Below are 17,289 nucleotides of genomic sequence, written 5' to 3' on the forward strand. Positions count from 1 at the left end.
AGGCTTTGTAAATATCAAAGCCTTTTTTTATCTACTCAAGGTTACCAACCGGGTGCAAAGGTTAAGCCAAATACACCGGTTTTAACATCTTTCCTTTGAAATGGAATGGCATAATAAGGTTCAAGTACAAAGTAACCGAACACGTTTACTCGTAGTGAGATACCAACGCTCATAACCGGAACCCGCTCATTTGAGCTCTGATTTGCACCAACGATTTGCCCGTTTTCGTCAAAAATTGGGGTGGTAGTGTAAGCGGGCTCTTTTTTAAATACAACTTTGGTATCATTTGTCCAGGCAACGCCGGCATCAAAAAATAAGTTCAGATCGGTAAATAAGAACTTAGAAGGTATTGCGGTAAGTTTTTTCGGCCCGGTGAAAGGTAAGCGAACTTCGAAATTAAACACAGCGAGTTTACTTCCGCTTAGCTGATTTATGTCGTAGTTGTTGCCAATGGTTGAGGTGTTGTTTTTATAAATTGAATTGGCCTCGTAACCACGAATTAGATAAGGATAACCAACATACATTGGGTAAAGCCTGTCGGCATCACCACCAATTCTTAAAGTGTTATAAGAGCGAACGGCAAGGGTAACTGGTTTGATTCTCCAGTATTTGCGTAAGTCTGCTGTGATGCCTGAAAAACGATAAGTGCCGAAATAGAGTTCGCCACTTACGCGGTATCTGAAACCATCGAGTGGGGCAGTGAGGCCAAAAATAGAGTTGTCTCCAATAAATCCTGCGTTTAACTGGTAAAGTGTGAAAGAATTAAAAGGTACTCCGTAATCTTTAGATGCCTCTTCATTCGAAACTTTGCCTCTATCTGAACGTAAATAATAGCCATCTGTGCTGTAGTAATTGCTATATCTATCAATTCGATAACTGTAATGTGAAAAAGCACCTCCTAATTCGAACCTGTGAATTTTGCTAAAAGGGTACGAACCAAACAACTGAACCTGGTCTTCGAAAGTTCGGATAATATCGGTTCGGTAATTAATTGCATCGGTAGTGGTGCTGCCGGTTGGCAATTGCTCAAATCCGTAAGAACTAAAACCTGAAACGTATGGAATGTGAGACACGGCAGCACCCCAGTTTATTCTGCTTTTCTGATTTATATAGCCAACAAGTCCTCCAAAATCATAAATTTCGCCATTTACAGATAAGTTTGCAATGATTTGGTTTGTCCCAAGTATATCGCTAAACATACCAATTATTCCACCCTGAACACCTGTTCCAAATCTGCTGGTTGACACGCCGACACCGCTGTTTGCAAGATAATCTAACTTGAATTTAGGTTTGTATGGAACCGTTTTCATCGAATCGGCTACAATTTTTTCAAACCTATCGAAGTTATTCAGATTTGAATTGATGATGTTTACGCCGATATTTTCCATTGGAGGAAGTATTGCGGCGTCAAAGTTTTCTTCCTGGTTGTTTATCCTTTTAGGCTTAAATTTATCGAGGTTGGCATTATATAAGGTATACCGTTGGTAGCGGTAGTAGCTATAAACAATGTCATTAGTTTTCGAAATGGAGATTGCCGGAGAAAATTCTGTAATGCCACTTATACCTGTAAAGTAATCAGTTAGCTGGTCTACAGCGTTATCGGCGAAGCTATATTTGTAGAGGTTCCTGAAGCCATCCCTGTTCGATAAGAAGTAAACAAATTTGCTGTCCGGAGAAAATTGTGCATTTAAATTATTTGCCCCGGCAAAAACATTCAGGTTGCTTACCGTTTTGGATTCAATATCGAAAACGGCAAGATTTATTGGGTTAACAGCGGCAATATTATTATTCTGAATCGCTGCTCTATCCGAAGAAAAAACAAGTTTTCTGCCATCGGGCGAATAACTCGGGGCGTAGTCTGAATATAAATCATTGGTAATCTGCGTAACCTGTTTGCTATCTAAATTGTAAGAAAAAATATCGCTTTGTCCTTCAACCATGCCCGAAAAAGCAATATCTTTTCCATTTGGCGACCAAGTTAGGTTGCCAAACTGTGCTACAGCGCCCATTGCAGTCTGAGAAACCGTCGAGCCATTATCAACGTTGATAATCATCATTTCATTTTTGCCGTGACTAAAAATGCTGAATGCGAACTGTTTACTATCCGGCGACCACGCACCGGCAGATTCAATAAAATTGAAATCGTCTATGTGGCCATTCGAAATCTGGCTTGTTAATTTCCTTATTATCCTGCCGGTTTTTGCGTCGGCCAGGAATAGGTCTATCCCAAACAAGTCTTTTTCAGACATGAAAGCGAGGTATTTTCCATCGGGACTAATCGCAGGAGCAACGTTCATATTTCCAGCGTTTTTATTATCAATAATTTTAGTCCCGGTGATTTTTATCTGCGAACTATCTGCCTTTAACATCGGTTTGTAGTGCGCATCAATTGCATTTTTCCACAAGCCAGATAGTGTTTTATCATCATAGCCGAAAGTGTATCGAATTGCATTTTCATATCCGTACTTCGCCGTATTTTTAAACAATGGAACAATTGTGGTATCACCGTATTGTGAACCAATGTAAGTCCAAAATGCTTGTCCGTAGCGATATGGAAAGTATTTATTCGAATTTGTTAAATCCTTTAGCGAAGGAATATCACGGTTTAACATTGCGTCGCGCATCCACATCGATGTAAATGCATCACGCTTTCCGATAGATAGATACTCAGCCATTCCTTCAACCATCCACAAAGGAGTTTGCCCAACATTTTCCAGACTTATTGAATCTTTTTCGAGTAATAAATGATATTGGAAAGCATGAACAAGTTCATGGCCCAAAACATGCCTTGTTTGACTGTTTAGTTCCATTACCGGCATAATTACCCGGTTTTTTAAGGCTTCCGTAACGCCACCTGTTCCTACACCAATTTCGCCATTAAGCGCTGTAGTTTGTTGAAAATCTGGGTGGTTGTTATAGAGAATTACAGGATTCTTTTTCAAAAAAGTATCTCTAAACACCTCCTGATGCATTTTGTACCAGGTCTCGGCATCCTGAGAAAACTTTTTTAGCAGACTTTCATTCTTCAGGTAATAATAAATTTCAAAGTGTGGGGTCTGTAAAACCTTAAAATCAAGGTTTTTGTACCTCACCTTGTTCTGACCAAAATATTGTGCCTGAACCGATAAAGACAAAGTGGTCAGGAGCAACGCCAGTATAAATTGCTTTAAAATAGTAGCGCTTATTTTCATACGTTTTGGTTTAATGTGTGCAGTATATTTAAGGACTAAGTTTTCGAATTTTACCCGAAAATAAAAATAGCGATTCTTAGAATCACTATTTTGATTTCAAAACTTTTTAGAATGGGATAAAACTTAATTATTTCCGTTTTTCTTTTTTTCACGTTCTTCCTGTCGTTGTTTCCTTTTTAATTCACGCTCTTCTTTTTTTGTTAAGGGTACAACAGCCGCAGGTTGAATGGGAGCAGGGTCTGGCTTTTTCTCTTCTTTTTTAATTTCTGTTTCTGTAGTTGGCGTTGGCGCAGCCGGTTCCTGGTTTTCAGGTACCGCAAAATCGGTCGAATCAACTACAACACTATCTGTAGAGGTTGTATCTTCTACAATGCGTGGACTTGGACAGTTAATTGTCCGCGTAATATCTACAGTTGCTTTAGGAAAGGGGCCGTAAGTATATCCTGAAGTAGGGTCGTGGTAAACCTTTTCCATAAACTTGGCAAAAATAGGCAAAGCGGTTCGCGAACCTTCTCCTTGCTCGCCATTCTTAAAATGAGCAGTGCGCTCATCGCAACCCACCCAAACGCCGGTTACCAAATCCTTCGTAATGCCCATATACCAGGCATCTACATAATCGGAAGAGGTGCCGGTTTTACCACCTATTTGATTGTTCTTTTTCCATAAATCCCACTCCCAGAGCGCTTGAGACGTTCCTCCAGGTTCTTCCATGCCCCCGCGGAACATATACAACATTAACCACGCAATCTCTTCCGTTAAAACCCTTTTTGTTTTCGGTTTAAAGTCATCAATTACATTGTTATCCTGATCGGTTATTTTTTCGACTAAAATCGGGTCGGTTTTAACGCCTTTATTCAAAAATGTGCTGTAGGCTTTTACCATTTCGTAAACAGAAACATCGTTGGAGCCGAGGCTCACCGACGGTACAGATTCCAGGTGGCTATCGATGCCGCACTCATGCGCCCATTTTACCACATTATCCCAGCCAACTTTCTCGGTAACTTGTGCGGTAATGGTATTCACCGATTTTGCCATAGCCCACCGTAAACTCATCTCCCGGTAGGTAACGCTGTAATCGGCATTTTTAGGTTCCCAGTATTTTGTTTCACCTTTATCCTGATAAGCAATTTTAACAGGCTTGTCGGTAAATTTATCGCAGGGATTCATGCCTTGCTCCAGCGCAGTTAAATATGCAAAGGGTTTAAACGTAGAGCCGGCTTGTCGCTTAGCCTGGTTAACGTGGTCATATTTGAAGAATTTATGGTCGATTCCGCCAACCCAAACCTTTATTTTTCCGCTGGCTGGCTCCATGGTCATCATACCAGTATTCATTATTTTTCCATAATACCGAATTGAATCGAGCGTTGAAAATAATGTATCTCTATCGCCCTTATAAGTAAAGATTTGCATCTTTTTCTTTTTATTAAAATAGGCGGTAACAGAATCTGGATTGTTTGGAAATTTCTTTTGAAGCAAAGCATACACAGGCAAGTTCTTCATTGCCCTATCGGGATAATCAACCTTTTGTTTTTCAGAATCATACCACGGGTCTTCGTTACCCCAAACGCTATAAAACCTGCGTTGCAGTGTTTTCATTTGTTCGTGAACTGCTTCTTCTGCATATTTCTGGAGTTTTGAATCGATGGTTGTATAAATTTTCAATCCGTCTTCGTACAAATCATAGCCGTTATCCTTGCACCATTTTTCGAGGTATTTTGCAACGGCAGCACGTAAATAAGAGTCGCCATCGCTGCCATCTTCCATTTTACCCTCTTTCAATTTAATCGGTAATTTTGAAAATTCTGCCAGGCTATCCTTACTTAAATATTTGTACTTGTTCATTTGGCTTAACACCGTATTACGCCTTACTAAAGCCCGTTCAGGATTTTTTGTCGGGTTGTAAAAAGATGTTCCTTTCAACATTCCAACAAGTAAGGCAGATTCATTAGTCGATAATTCTTTAGCTTCCTTATCAAAATAAATACGACTCGCAGTTTTTATTCCGTAGGTATTATTGCCGAATGATACCGTATTCAGGTACATCGTAATGATGTCATTTTTCGAGTAGTTGGATTCCAGTTTTACAGCGGTCATCCATTCCTTCAGTTTAAATACAATGGTTCTAACCAAAGGAATCTTTGATAAAAAGCCTTGCGACTTGTTGTAACGCGTACGGTATAAATTCTTCGCTAATTGTTGTGTAATGGTACTTGCACCACCATCTTTACCAAAACCGATTACAGCTCGCCCAACTGCCTGAACGTCGATACCCCAATGTTTATAAAAACGCACATCTTCTGTAGCAACCAGAGCATTTAACACACTTGGCGCAATTTCATTGTAATTTACAGGCGTTCTGTTTTCTTTAAAATACCTTCCGATAAGTTTGCCGTCTGCTGTGTAAAGTTCTGAACCCACACGCAGCGTCGGGATTTTGATGTCATGATAACTTGGCGAGTAACCAAATAGCCATAAAAAATTTAGTTGAAGTGCAGAGAAAAATATTATTATAAAAAAAACACAAATTGCCGAATAACGTAAGTACTTGTTTTTTATCTCTTTAAACATATTGGTTAAGATGATGTATTTGGTAAAAGCTTTGGCGTTAAATATAAAAAACTCTAAATGCAAATTAACGTATTTAATTTACTTATTTTTTAGTCTATATTTAAATAAATGATTGACATTTTTTGATTTTTACCATACATATATGAAGAACGAATTTAAAAACCTAACCGTAACCGGAGAGAAAAAATTCTCTATAAAAAGTGCCGAAACCGATTATACGGGAGGTTATAATAAAGAAAAAGCTAAAGATGCTTTGGTAAAATCCAAGATTGAAGTAAATGAGCTTCAGGAAAAACTTTACGCTGCAGGTACCCGTTCGCTGCTTATAATATTTCAGGCAATGGATGCCGCAGGGAAAGACAGCGCTATTGAGCATGTAATGAGTGGGTTAAATCCTCAGGGTTGTCAGGTGTTTAGCTTCAAAGTGCCAACAACAGAAGAATATGAGCACGATTTTTTGTGGCGACATTACAAAGCCTTGCCCGAGCGGGGCCGTATCGGAATACACAACCGATCGCACTACGAGAATGTTTTGGTGTGCAAGGTGCATCCTGAATACATTTTGAGTGAGCATATTCCGGGTTATCAAGATGTTAAAAAAGTAAATAAAGATTTTTGGAAGCAACGCTATCAAAGTATACGAAATTTTGAAGAACATTTAATTGCCAACGGAACGGTAATACTAAAATTTTTTTTAAATGTTAGTAAAGATGAACAAAAACAGCGCTTTTTAGATAGGATAGAAGACCCTACAAAAAACTGGAAGTTTTCATCAGGAGATATTAAAGAACGAGCTCTGTGGGACCAGTACATGAAAGCTTACGAAGACGCGATTAACGAAACATCCACTTCAGACGCACCGTGGTACGTAATTCCTGCTGATAAAAAATGGTTTGCCCGTTTGGCGATAAGTGAAATCATCGAAGACAAATTGAAAAGTTTAGACCTTAAATTCCCCGTTTTAGCGGAAGAAGAGCAAAACAAATTAGCCGAAACTAAAATGACTTTGCTGGCAGAATAGCTGTGCTTCGAGTTTTAATAAATTGAAACCAACGAGTCGTGAATTGCAATCGTACGATTTAATGGCAACGCTTTAAGTTTTTAAGCGACGTTTCAGCGAATTATTTTAACTGGGGAAGACCCTTTTTCTGGATATTTTTTTGTTTTTTATCACTGATAAAGTGACTAATAATATTTTTAAATTATCTTATAATTACAGAAATTCGCTTTCGAAATTATTACAGCGTATATTGAGGAATTCTAACCACTTTGTTTGGACAAATTTTACCCTATGAAATTTCTTGCACCAATTTTTTTTGCATTTATTATTTTAAATCCATTGCATAAAGTTATGGCACAGACAGAGAAAAAGCAGCCTGCCGCCGTTTTAAACCATATTGCTGTTTACGTTAAAGATTTGAAAACGGCAACAGATTTTTATGGAAATGTTTTCGACTTACCTCAAATACCCGAACCTTTTCACGATGGGCGGCATACCTGGTTTAGTCTTGGTGGTGCTGGTCAGTTACATTTAATACAAGGCGCTAAAAGCTCAGAAAATCACGATAAAAATGAACATTTATGTTTTAGTGTTTTATCTATCGACGATTTCATAAAAAAATTGCAGTCGAGAAATATAGCCTTCGAAAGCTGGGCTGGTGCAAAGGGCGAGTTTACGACAAGAGTAGACGGTGTTAAACAAATCTATTTTAAAGACCCCGACGGACATTGGCTTGAAGTAAATAACGATAAGTAATCACTAACTAATCATAAAAAAAAATAATCAATGCCTGAGTTAAATTCAGAACTTTTTTGCCATTTGGGCGATGCATCAAGAGATGTGTTTTTTATTTTCGAGGTAGAAACAAATTGCTTCTCATACCTTAATAAAGCCTTTGAAACCATTTTCGAAACCGCTGCAGATGATGTAAAGAACAATCCAATGTTATTGCTGGAATTGGTGCATCCTGAAGATAAAAAACATGTTATAGATTGTTTTGAAGAATGTTTGGAAAAAAATGTGTCTCGGAAATATGAGTTCAGGGTTCTTATTGGAGAACAGGAAAAGTTTATAAGGGTGAGTCCGTATTCCGTTTTTTTACATGGCAAATTAACGCAAATTTCAGGCTTGGCAGAGGATGTTACCGTTTCTAAGCGCAATAATTTTCATATCGAAAAAATTAATGCCCGCAAAAATACAGCATTGGAAATTGTTTCTCACGATTTGAAAGAACCGCTTGCAATGATTAGTCTCGCCGTTTCTGATTTATTGCATAATAAGCTTTTTGAAGGCCAGGAAAGGGTTTTGAAATCGCTTACGTTCATCAAAGATATGTGCGAACGGAATATTCTTTTAATCAGAAATTTGATAAATCATGAATTCTTAACCTCGTCGGAAGTTGAAATTAGAAAGGAACGGGTTGATTTGGTGCACGAAATTAAAGCCGTTATTGGCTTTTATCAGCAGGCTGAGGTAAATCTCTTCAGAAACTTCCAATTTGTAAGCAGGCAGACCAAACTGTATGCACGTGCCGACAGCATGAAATTTATGCAGGTAATCAATAACCTGATATCTAATTCCATTAAGTTTACCGAAATAAATGGTTCCATTAAAGTTGAGATTGAAGACAGGGGAGACTTTGTTCTGGTGTGTGTAACCGATAATGGAATTGGGATTCCGCAACATTTACAGCCTTATTTGTTCGAACGTTTTAGCATTGCGATGAGAAATGGTTTACATGGAGAAGAGTCGTGGGGATTAGGCATGGCGATAATTAAAACTATCGTTGAGATGCACAACGGAAAAATTTGGTTTAAAAGCGAAGAGAATGTTGGAAGCAGTTTTTACATCGAAATTCCAAAGTAGAGTATAAATCGCAATGTTCTTTTTGTTATTCAGTGATTGAGTTTTCTGCCAGAATATCAAAGATTAAAAAGAGCGTATCAATAATGGTCTAAGAATCCGTTTTCTTGCTTTCAAAGTAACATTTGCTACAGCAGCATCTGTTAAATCGACATTGTTGCTATTCATTCACATAGAATTTATATTAAATTCAAAAGCCCTATTTTATTCACTTTATTCAAACCCGGAAATAATTTAACAAAATTTCTACTTTGGAGTTAAATCATTACAAAGCTTATCAGGATTGGAAGCAATGATTAATTTAGAGGATTGCAGGTTGCTACGTAACCTGCAATTTTTTCTTTAAATTATTCGTTGGCCGGTTTTGAGATTTGTATTAACTCAATTACCATGATACAACTTAATCAACATACACCTGTTCGCGATTTGGAAAGTATTCGTGAAGGTGACAGGATTGTACTGCGTAACGGAAAATCGGACGAAGTTGTTAAAATACAAGTGGTATGTAACAAAGGGCAGAAACAATACTTTTATAAATTACGCCATGATGGAACAGTATTTATCGCGAAGTAATCATACCTTTTTTTTACAAAAAGCCCCGCATTTGCGGGGCTTTTTGTTTGGTTCAATGTTTTGTTGTTATGGTGTGCCTGCCCTTCGCGGATACCCCGCTCACAGGACTTATTTTCGGTTGTTTTCTTTTACAATAACAAGTTATGCATTGAAAGGTTTGCAACCTAAAATAATTATAAACACCTGTTGAAAACTGTTAATAACTTTGATGCCTGATTGCTTTGCTACGCTGGAATGTTTATTGATTGGGTGGAGCGACATAACCTTCAGGGAATACCTCATTTAATAAACCCGCCAGTCTGACCGACGATTGCTGAATTCGTTTTTTAACCATGCCGATGTGTTCCTGATAATATTCATCGCCAATATTTCTCGTTTTCATTTCATCAACTTCCTTATAAAGCTTCGAACTAATCTGATAACTTTCCCAAGCCCATTCAATTATTGGTTCTCTCTGCCATCTCCTTATCTTTCTTTTCGGAATATGGCTTAATTCAAGGGCCAGACTATCATATTTCAAGCCGCCACGCTCCAGCAGTTTAGTATCAATCAAGCCATGAAGGTTGGTTCCTTTGCCATCAAAATTGAGCTGGATCGTATTTCCTCCCTTGTCTTCGGCCCGGGAAATATGCATCGGCTGGTGAATATCACCGACAAAATGAAGCAAAAATTTTAAAGCATCAGTTTTTTGTTTTCTCGAAAGTTCAGGTTTTTGCAAATTTTCTTTGGCATTAATCAATGCACTGTAAACATTAGCCTGCTTCAATGTATCCAGCGTTTGTTTAAATTCCCTGAAGCTTAAGCCAAGTGGTAAGTTTAAAAAATGCCAATTAGCCGTTTCTTTCAGTTCAGGGTATTTTCTTGCTTCATCTGCCCAGGTGCAGGCATCGGCAATACTTTCATCTCCCAATAAATCCTGTACCGCTTTTTTTGCCGTAGGTGTTAAATAATTTTCAGTTAATTTGCCAATTGTTCTGTGACCAGTGTAGCCCCAGGAAATTAAAAATAGGCTCAGCGTTAAAATAATGAGCGAAAACGAATGACGAGATTTCATGTTAATTGAATTTCGGCAAAGGTAATCGGCTTTTTTCAATTTAAAATATTGTCATTAACCCTTTACAATTGAAAATTTAACGAATCAACTCTCCAAATATAGGGTCGTTATAATCGCTCACAATCTTTAGAACATTTGGGTATTGCTCAAAATCTTTTGCGCTATGGGCAGTGCTTAAAACAACACATTCCATTCCCGCATTAAGCGCCGCCTCAACACCCTTAGGTGCATCTTCTAAAACCAAGCAATCCTTTGGCGCAATCCCCAGGTTCTTGGCGCCTTTTAAAAAGGTTTCAGGGTCTGGCTTACTTTTCTCAACATCATCTGCACTAACGATTGTTTTAAAGTAGTGGCGGATATTTAAGCCATCTAAAACGAAATTAATGTTGAATGGAATTGCGGCAGAGCCTATCGCCATCAAAATTCCAAGCGAATTTGCACGTTTTAGAACGTCGTCTAAACCGGCAATCAAATGCAAATGCGGCTGATAGTCTTGTTGGTAAATCTTTTCTTTTTTGATGGAAATTTCATCCATCTGCTGCTGAGTAAAACAATCGTCGCCAAAAACCCGTTTCAGCAATTCATCATTTTTCCCGTACATCTGCTTCTTAACTTCAGCATAGCTTATATCCCCACCTAAATGGTCGTTCAAGATTGTAAACCAGGCCTTATTGTGAAATTCCATGTCATCGATCATGGTTCCATTGAGGTCGAATAGAAGGGCTTTGGGCTTAAATTGCATGTTTCTTTTGATGTGAAGCAAAGGTAAAAAACTACCGGAATTTTCAAAATTAGCTGTAGTCAAATTCAGCTTTTAAACTACACTTGAAGATCAGAATTAGTTTGGGAGCCTAAATGCGAAAATCCCCGAAAGACTAACTTTCGGGGATTGACCTAATGGTTGTATCGTAACATAGGGAATGGATCTACAGACAAGATTTGTTGCGCTTGCAACCTGAAGGCTACAGATTTAGAAGATCGTTAATCTTCTCGTTGATCCTTTGCATAAGTTTTTAAGAATTTTTTAAGCATTTCTCTGGCAACAAATATCCGGGTTTTTACCGTTCCTAATGGAATTTGAAGCATTTCTGCTATTTCATGATACTTATAGCCTTCAAAGTAGCGAACGAATGGCGTGTGATACGCTTCGGGCAGACTTTCGAGCGCCTTGTTAATATCACCCACAATAAATTTTCCTTCAGCATTATTTCTTGTTGCACTATGCGCCAAATTAGCAGAAGAAATTTCATCAGTTTGTGTGATTACCGATCTCGTTTTTGCAATACGCCTGTAATTATTGATAAAAGTATTCCTCATAATTACAAATAGCCAACCTTTTAAATTCGTGCCTTCCTGAAAATTCTCGTAAAATCTAATGGCCTTAACTAAGGTATCCTGAACAAGATCATTTGCGTCTTCAACATCGCTTGTAAATTTCAATGCGTGAGATTTAAGAGATACTGAGTGCGCATTTACCAAATGGTTAAATTCGAATGTAGTCATGATTAATAGGGTTAGATGTACTTCGAATTCATCAAAATATATACCATTAAGCTACCGACTTTAACTTAACCAAATTCAATAATAGTCTATAAATGCATGTAACGCTCCCCATTGCGCCATTAATTTTCGGGCTTGATTAATTATGCTGAAAAGATTGCGTACAAATACCCAAACTTTCCGTATTAAATGGTTTTAGTATAGCCTGCGTTGTGTATTAATAAGTAATCAACATCAGAATGAAGTGGTAACAACACAGAAAAAAAAATGCATTGCATTAAATAATTTACCGACGAAATTACGCCTTTTTAAAATTTTTAATATTCTTTGCAAATCATCTCTAAATTTTTTACTTGCTGTGAATCCTCAGAAAAATTATGCCGAAAACAAGTGGGCTGCCTACAACGGTTTTTCTCCCTTAGTTAATGTTTTCAAACATTTTCATCCGCTAAATCCAGAAATCGAACACATTATTAATGAAGCTACGTTCCCGGTAGTATTTAAAAAAGGTAAGTTTATATCATCGCCGCTCCATCGAAATAAATATATTTTTTTATTACTTAAAGGCGTAGTGAGAGGGTTTATGCGGCATGGAAATAAGGAAATTACAACCTGGATAGCCATTGAGAACGAACTTGTGGGTACGATAAGAAATTTATGGGAAGATGAGGAAACCGAAGAATACATTCAGGCGCTGGAACCTATTGAGGCGATTGCAATTCCTCATCATATGTCTAAAGAACTGTACGAAAACTTTCCAATCGCTAATTATGTTGGCCGTAAAATGACTGAAATGTATTATGCCCAGGCTTATGAAAGAGGGTTTTTATGCCGTTTACAATCTGCAGAGCGAAAATATTCGCGGTTTTTGCAATCATACCCAAATTTAATAGATAGAATTTCTTTAAAATATGTTGCTTCGTTTTTGGGGATGAGGATGGAAACCCTGTCAAGAATTCGGGGAAAAGTGATAACCTGATTTATAAATACCGTGAATATGGTATTGCAAGCCCGCTTTTTAGCGCATAGCTTTATGGTATCATGCGTTTCAGGAAGCCCTACATACCACTTTTTAAGGAGGAGAAGCAGGTTTGCCAAAGTAAGTTTTTGGTGCTGCTACTAAACGGTAAGCTAATTGTTTGTCCGTTTTTTTTGCAAGTAGAAGTAACAAAGGGGAAATAGGCAAATTAGCCCTAATAGAGCGCCTCCCAAGGTGTCGGTAAACCAATGGGCGCCGAGGTAAATTCTGGAGGGTGCAATGGCAAAAATCAGGAAAGCGGATATGGTTATTATTGCTTTTCTCCAGAGTTCAGCAATGGTTTTTAACTGAGTCATCAGGAAAATTAAAAAGCCAAAGAATAAAACGTACGACAAAACATGTCCGCTTGGATAACTCTGGAATCGGTTCACTTCTACCAAACGAACATAAAAACTTGTTGGTCGCGGCCTGTTAATGGTGTTTTTTATCCCCAAAATTATCAATCCGGAGAATAGCACCAACGTTATAAAGTAGCTTTCTCGTTTAAATTTATTGAAGTAAAAAATAGCCGCAACCACCAGCACCGAAAGGAGCGACCAAGGCAATTCTCCAAAAAAGCTTACGGCAAGCATAGTGTAATCAAGCCATTTAGCCTGATATTTTTGAATCGCGAGCGAGAAATCAATGTCAAACGGAAGAATTGGATTTTGAGCGATGAAAATGCTCAACGCCAGGAAACAGATTATTAAGATGCTTAATATTAAAATGAGGAGCTTTCGATTTTTCGGCATGATAACTTTTGACGTTAAAAAAAACCAAAGCTATCAAAAATAATCTTTTTACAATTCTGCTTTGGCTACAAATCTACTTTATCAGCACCTTCTTTCCTGTTTTTGCTGAAAGTTTTGCGGCCTCTAAAATCTTTACGACCACTAAATTATTTTGCAACGAAGATAGGTCGTTAAGCGGTTGGATTTCATTCTTTAACACTGCAGAAAGATAGGCCAAACTACTTGAATATTTCGGTGCAAGTGGTTGTGCTTTATAAATTTTGTACTCTGATTTGCCATTTTCCTTTACCCTTAAACTATTATCATTTACTGCCTGGATATAGCCCGTTTTACCGAATACTTCCATATCCTTAATGCTGAAAGGCCAATTCCATGAAGCTTCGATAATGCCGGTTGCATCTGGATATTCCAATAAAATGGTCGCGTCGTCATCAACCTTTGGATAAATTTCGGGTTTAATCTGGTGTGTAATTGCGGAAACCGAAATTGGTGCTTTACCATTCATAAGCCAGGTCATTAGGTTGGCACCATAACATCCAAAATCTACTAAAGCGCCGGCACCATTCATTTCTGGATCGGTTAACCAGGTTAAAAATTCTTTGCTTACTCCAATTTCTTTCGGTCCCTGATGCCCATCGTGAACAATCATTTTCCGGATATCGCCAATCCGATTTTGTTCTTTAATGTTCAAAAATGCTTCCTGATTACTCGGATACCAGGTAGTTTCATAATTAGTTAACAAGTGAATTTTATATCTGGTAGCTAGTTCAACCATTCTTTCTGCCTGCTTAACGCTTACCGCAAGTGGTTTCTCAACCATAACGGATATGCCAAGTGGGGCGGCAGCTTCAACTACAGCTAAATGGTCGCTAATTGCATTATAAGCTAACACAGCATCCGGTTTTCGTTTCGCAAGCAGCGTTTTGATATCTGGAAAGAAAAGACTGTCGCTAAGTTTGTAGCGATTTTTGAAACGTTCAATCAGTTCCGCATTTGGTTCGGCGATTCCAATAATGTTTACTTCGCCTTTCTGGTAGCTATTCATGATCAAGAAAATATGATCGTGATTTAAGCCTGCAATGGCTACATTCAATTTTGATTGTGCATCACTTTTTTTTGAAACTGCAAGCAGGGAAACAAGTAATGTAAGGAATAAAAGCCTGAAAGATAATGATCGTGTGCTAAAGTAAGTTTTATGGCTCATGGGAATAATGATTTGGGTACTGGCCAGACAAGATAAAACTTAAATTTCAACCTGTTTAAAACGCATAGAAATATTACAGTTTTCTTAGTTGTTGGGGCTGAATAATCACAAACTTAACCAAGGGAAACTCCTTCTTCACATGTTCTCGTAGTCGTTCAATTGCAGTTGTAATATCTTTTGTATTTAGCTCGTCTTCAAATTCAATGATAAGCATTAAAACAACTTCTTTCGGAGACTGATAAGTTGATAGCTGACTGATCAGGCTTATAACATCAGGGTCTTTTTCAATATATTCTTTAATTTTAACTTGCGTTTCTTTTGAAAAGCCTTCGCCCATAAGCAAACTCCTGCTTTCCCGGGCGAGAATAAATGATACAAAAACTAATAACAAGCCGACCAGAACAGACGCTAGTCCATCAAGAAATGGTAAGTTAAATTTATGGCTAAAAACCATCAGCACAAATACAATGAGCAACCCAAGCACGGCCGCACCATCTTCAAATAGTACCAAAAAACCTGAAGGATCTTTACTTTTGATGATGGCTTTCCACCATGTAACACCGTTTCTGGTTTTATTAAATTCTTTTATCGCGATAAACAGAGAAGCGCCTTCGAAAATCAGCGATAAAACCAACACGAGGTAATTCCAACCGGGGTTCTCCAGCTTTTCCGGATGGCGAATATGTTCAATCCCTTGCGAGATGGAAAGAACGCCTCCCAATCCAAAAATCATTATTGAAACAATGAACGACCAGAAGTATAGTTCCTTGCCATAGCCAAAAGGCCTAAGTTCATCGGGCGCTTTGGTACTTCGTTTCAAGCCATAAAGCAATAGCAACTGGTTACTGGTATCAACAGTAGAATGTATACCTTCAGCTATCATTGATGAACTATTTGTAAATGCACCTGCAATGAATTTTGTAACCGCAATTAAAAGATTTGCCGCCAAGGCACTAAATATTGATTTGTTGGCTCTAGCCATTTAGATATGTGATTTTTCCATAAACAAATAATATCTTAAAAGGTTGAAGCAATTATTAAATCAGCCAGAAAACTCATAACGGATTTTTAGCTGTCTATCACGGATTTTTGGCTTTCTGTATAACTAATTAGCATTTATAAACACCAATTAGCATCTTCGAAACAGATTATAGGAAATCTACGCTTAAACAGTCGGCAAGGCTACCTCTTTGCCGGCTGCCAAAGCCCCAATGTCGAATTAATTTTCAAAAAGACCCATACATCTATCTAGCTCATCATTTAGCCCTTCCCGTTAAAAGGAAGGGTACAAATGGTTTTTTCGCTTTTTATTATTTAGCTTTAAAATAAAATTATCCCGAAAAAGATACATTATGAATGATGTTCAGCTATTGATAAACGAAAACCAGGAAGGCAAATTTTTTATTATGGATGGCGATGAGCAAGTTGGAGAAATGATTTTCAGCTTGTCGCCAGGCAATTTAACTGTTTACCATACCGAGGTCGTTCAGAAACCCGAAACGAAAGGCTTTGCGGGTAAATTGCTGGATGCAATGGCAAGCTATGCCAGAGAGCATAAGTTGAAAGTTGTACCCTTATGCCCATATGTGCATTTACAATTTAAAAGGCATCCAGAAAAATTTAACGATTTATGGAATCCAATTGAAGAATAGGTTTGTTATCAGTTTAGGGCCTGCAAACAGCGTATCGTTTGTATGAACAAAAAGAACAGACTATTGAAACGCTTAATCTTTATTATTGTAATTAAATATGTAAAACACTTAAAATCTGGATTTTGTAATTCGCTCCAATAAGTTTGTTAAAAAACCATAAAGTTAAATGTTATGATAAAAGGAAAATTAGAGATGAACGGTTCTATAACCGAAAAAGTTATCGAATTGCATGACAAGGGTTACGATTGCGACTTCCTTTTGCTAGATAATAAAATACTGGTTTGCATGCAAACGAACAGGAGTTTCCCCGTACAAGATGTGCAGGTAAATGCAGTTAAGCGGGCCTACGATAATTTTTCACATTCGTACAAGCACATTCATACCATCGAAACGACAAGTGGCGAAAGAGGTGTTTTGTTAACAGACAGCTTGTTAAACTGAAATTATTTAACAACAATTTGTTTCGGTTCGGTTACTACAATTTGATATTTTCCTTTAAACTCAGAAATTGTTCCGGTGATGCATATTTTATTACCCAAATAAACACTGGAAGGGTCGGAGGGGAACTTTTGAAAATCTTCTTTATTGATTACAATAGTTAGGAGTTCTTTTGGGTAAACGCCGCCAATATTAATCAGGCTTAACTTCTCTAAAGCTTTCGTACCATACACAGAATCGCAAACGGTTACGGTTTTTCCTACATACTGTGCGGCATCTTTCGCTAATATCAAAGTCTGACTTTTGGCAGAGAAAGCTAGTAAAACAAAACAGATTAAAATATAAAACTTCTTCATTTTTAGGATAATTTACAAACGATACAATACGAACACACCGCTTTGTATATTACAAAGATAAGTGCTGCACGTTAACTTTCTCAATAATTAAAATTAAAACTTAATAGATGGCTCAAAAAC

Annotated in this window: 16 protein-coding genes; 7 read left to right on the plus strand and 9 right to left on the minus strand. The window is 37.7% G+C overall.

The annotated features are described in order from the left end of the window. Positions 1–41: 41 nt before the first annotated feature. Entirely contained in the window at positions 42–3,191 is a 3,150-nt protein-coding gene (locus tag AC0IWT_RS03510; RefSeq protein ID WP_471796007.1) for a peptidase MA family metallohydrolase, read from the minus strand. Between the two features lie 123 nt (positions 3,192–3,314). After that, positions 3,315–5,759, minus strand: coding sequence for a transglycosylase domain-containing protein (locus AC0IWT_RS03515; RefSeq protein WP_471797202.1), 2,445 nt, complete (start codon positions 5,757–5,759; stop codon positions 3,315–3,317). Positions 5,760–5,901: 142 nt separating this feature from the next. Between AC0IWT_RS03515 and AC0IWT_RS03520 the strand changes: the two genes are divergently transcribed. The 4 genes from AC0IWT_RS03520 (at position 5,902) to AC0IWT_RS03535 (ending at position 9,195) form a co-directional block, all read left to right on the plus strand. Beyond that, the gene (locus tag AC0IWT_RS03520) at positions 5,902–6,780 is read left to right on the plus strand and encodes a polyphosphate kinase 2 family protein (RefSeq protein WP_471796008.1); all 879 of its coding nucleotides are present in this window, start codon (positions 5,902–5,904) and stop codon (positions 6,778–6,780) included. Between the two features lie 270 nt (positions 6,781–7,050). Further along, positions 7,051–7,515, plus strand: a complete 465-nt coding sequence (locus tag AC0IWT_RS03525; protein WP_471796009.1) for a VOC family protein — start codon at positions 7,051–7,053, stop codon at positions 7,513–7,515. A 30-nt stretch (positions 7,516–7,545) separates the two neighbouring features. After that, a complete protein-coding gene (locus tag AC0IWT_RS03530) occupies positions 7,546–8,625 on the plus strand; it encodes a PAS domain-containing sensor histidine kinase (RefSeq protein ID WP_471796010.1) in 1,080 nt (359 codons plus the stop codon). 387 nt (positions 8,626–9,012) lie between these two features. Then, on the plus strand, positions 9,013–9,195 hold the full coding sequence (locus AC0IWT_RS03535; protein ID WP_056872258.1) for a hypothetical protein: 183 nt from the start codon (positions 9,013–9,015) through the stop codon (positions 9,193–9,195). Positions 9,196–9,433: 238 nt separating this feature from the next. Here AC0IWT_RS03535 and AC0IWT_RS03540 read toward each other — a convergent pair whose 3' ends face one another. From AC0IWT_RS03540 to AC0IWT_RS03550, 3 genes are all read right to left on the minus strand, one after another. Beyond that, positions 9,434–10,249: a S1/P1 nuclease gene (locus tag AC0IWT_RS03540; RefSeq protein ID WP_471796011.1), complete on the minus strand. Its 816-nt coding sequence runs from the start codon at positions 10,247–10,249 to the stop codon at positions 9,434–9,436. Between the two features lie 76 nt (positions 10,250–10,325). Next, positions 10,326–10,991, minus strand: coding sequence for an HAD family hydrolase (locus AC0IWT_RS03545; RefSeq protein ID WP_471796012.1), 666 nt, complete (start codon positions 10,989–10,991; stop codon positions 10,326–10,328). A gap of 239 nt (positions 10,992–11,230) precedes the next feature. Further along, on the minus strand, positions 11,231–11,752 hold the full coding sequence (locus AC0IWT_RS03550) for a sigma-70 family RNA polymerase sigma factor (RefSeq protein ID WP_471796013.1): 522 nt from the start codon (positions 11,750–11,752) through the stop codon (positions 11,231–11,233). 355 nt (positions 11,753–12,107) lie between these two features. Between AC0IWT_RS03550 and AC0IWT_RS03555 the strand changes: the two genes are divergently transcribed. After that, positions 12,108–12,728, plus strand: coding sequence for a Crp/Fnr family transcriptional regulator (locus AC0IWT_RS03555; protein ID WP_471796014.1), 621 nt, complete (start codon positions 12,108–12,110; stop codon positions 12,726–12,728). A 152-nt stretch (positions 12,729–12,880) separates the two neighbouring features. Here the strand turns inward: AC0IWT_RS03555 and AC0IWT_RS03560 are convergent, their stop codons facing one another. From AC0IWT_RS03560 to AC0IWT_RS03570, 3 genes are all read right to left on the minus strand, one after another. Then, entirely contained in the window at positions 12,881–13,456 is a 576-nt protein-coding gene (locus AC0IWT_RS03560; RefSeq protein ID WP_471796015.1) for a phosphatase PAP2 family protein, read from the minus strand. Positions 13,457–13,592: 136 nt separating this feature from the next. Beyond that, positions 13,593–14,723 carry a Gfo/Idh/MocA family protein gene (locus tag AC0IWT_RS03565; protein WP_471796016.1) on the minus strand — a complete coding sequence of 377 codons (1,131 nt, stop codon included), beginning with the start codon at positions 14,721–14,723 and terminating at the stop codon, positions 13,593–13,595. Positions 14,724–14,796: 73 nt separating this feature from the next. Beyond that, on the minus strand, positions 14,797–15,705 hold the full coding sequence (locus AC0IWT_RS03570) for a cation diffusion facilitator family transporter (RefSeq protein ID WP_471796017.1): 909 nt from the start codon (positions 15,703–15,705) through the stop codon (positions 14,797–14,799). 370 nt (positions 15,706–16,075) lie between these two features. On the opposite strand from AC0IWT_RS03570, the gene AC0IWT_RS03575 reads away from it, so the two are divergent. Beyond that, positions 16,076–16,375, plus strand: coding sequence for a GNAT family N-acetyltransferase (locus AC0IWT_RS03575; RefSeq protein ID WP_471796018.1), 300 nt, complete (start codon positions 16,076–16,078; stop codon positions 16,373–16,375). Between the two features lie 171 nt (positions 16,376–16,546). Further along, positions 16,547–16,816 carry a hypothetical protein gene (locus tag AC0IWT_RS03580; RefSeq protein ID WP_471796019.1) on the plus strand — a complete coding sequence of 90 codons (270 nt, stop codon included), beginning with the start codon at positions 16,547–16,549 and terminating at the stop codon, positions 16,814–16,816. Positions 16,817–16,818: 2 nt separating this feature from the next. Here AC0IWT_RS03580 and AC0IWT_RS03585 read toward each other — a convergent pair whose 3' ends face one another. Continuing rightward, entirely contained in the window at positions 16,819–17,169 is a 351-nt protein-coding gene (locus AC0IWT_RS03585) for a hypothetical protein (RefSeq protein WP_471796020.1), read from the minus strand. Between the last annotated feature and the right edge of the window lie 120 nt (positions 17,170–17,289).

This window comes from Pedobacter sp. AC464, from assembly GCF_979253075.1.